1 protein-coding gene is annotated in these 254 nt (G+C 74.4%); it reads right to left on the bottom strand.

Features of this window, described 5'->3' with window-relative positions:
* Nucleotides 1-254: CurL C-terminal domain-containing protein (locus C1I98_RS42515; RefSeq protein WP_158558427.1), on the bottom strand; the 254-nt coding region annotated here is incomplete at both ends.

Genomic DNA, 254 nt, shown 5'->3' with positions numbered 1-254 from the left:
CCGCCCCGACACCGGCCCGGCTCCCGGGACCAGCCCGTCCAGCCCGGCCAGCAGCTCGTCCCGGTCCCCGGCCACGACGACCGACCTGTTCTCCAGCGCCGCCCGCATCGTGAGCGAGCGAGCCACATCGGCGATCTCCAGTTCAGGGTGCGCACGCAGATGCTCGGCCAACCGCCCGGCCTGCTCCCGCAACCCGGCCTCGCTCCGCGCCGAGACCACTACCGGCACGATCTCGAACGGCTCGGGCACGGCAG

The sequence above is a fragment of the Spongiactinospora gelatinilytica genome (genome assembly GCF_003236385.1).
Classification (GTDB): domain Bacteria; phylum Actinomycetota; class Actinomycetes; order Streptosporangiales; family Streptosporangiaceae; genus Spongiactinospora; species Spongiactinospora gelatinilytica.
This window is presented reverse-complemented; position numbering and strand designations above follow the sequence as displayed.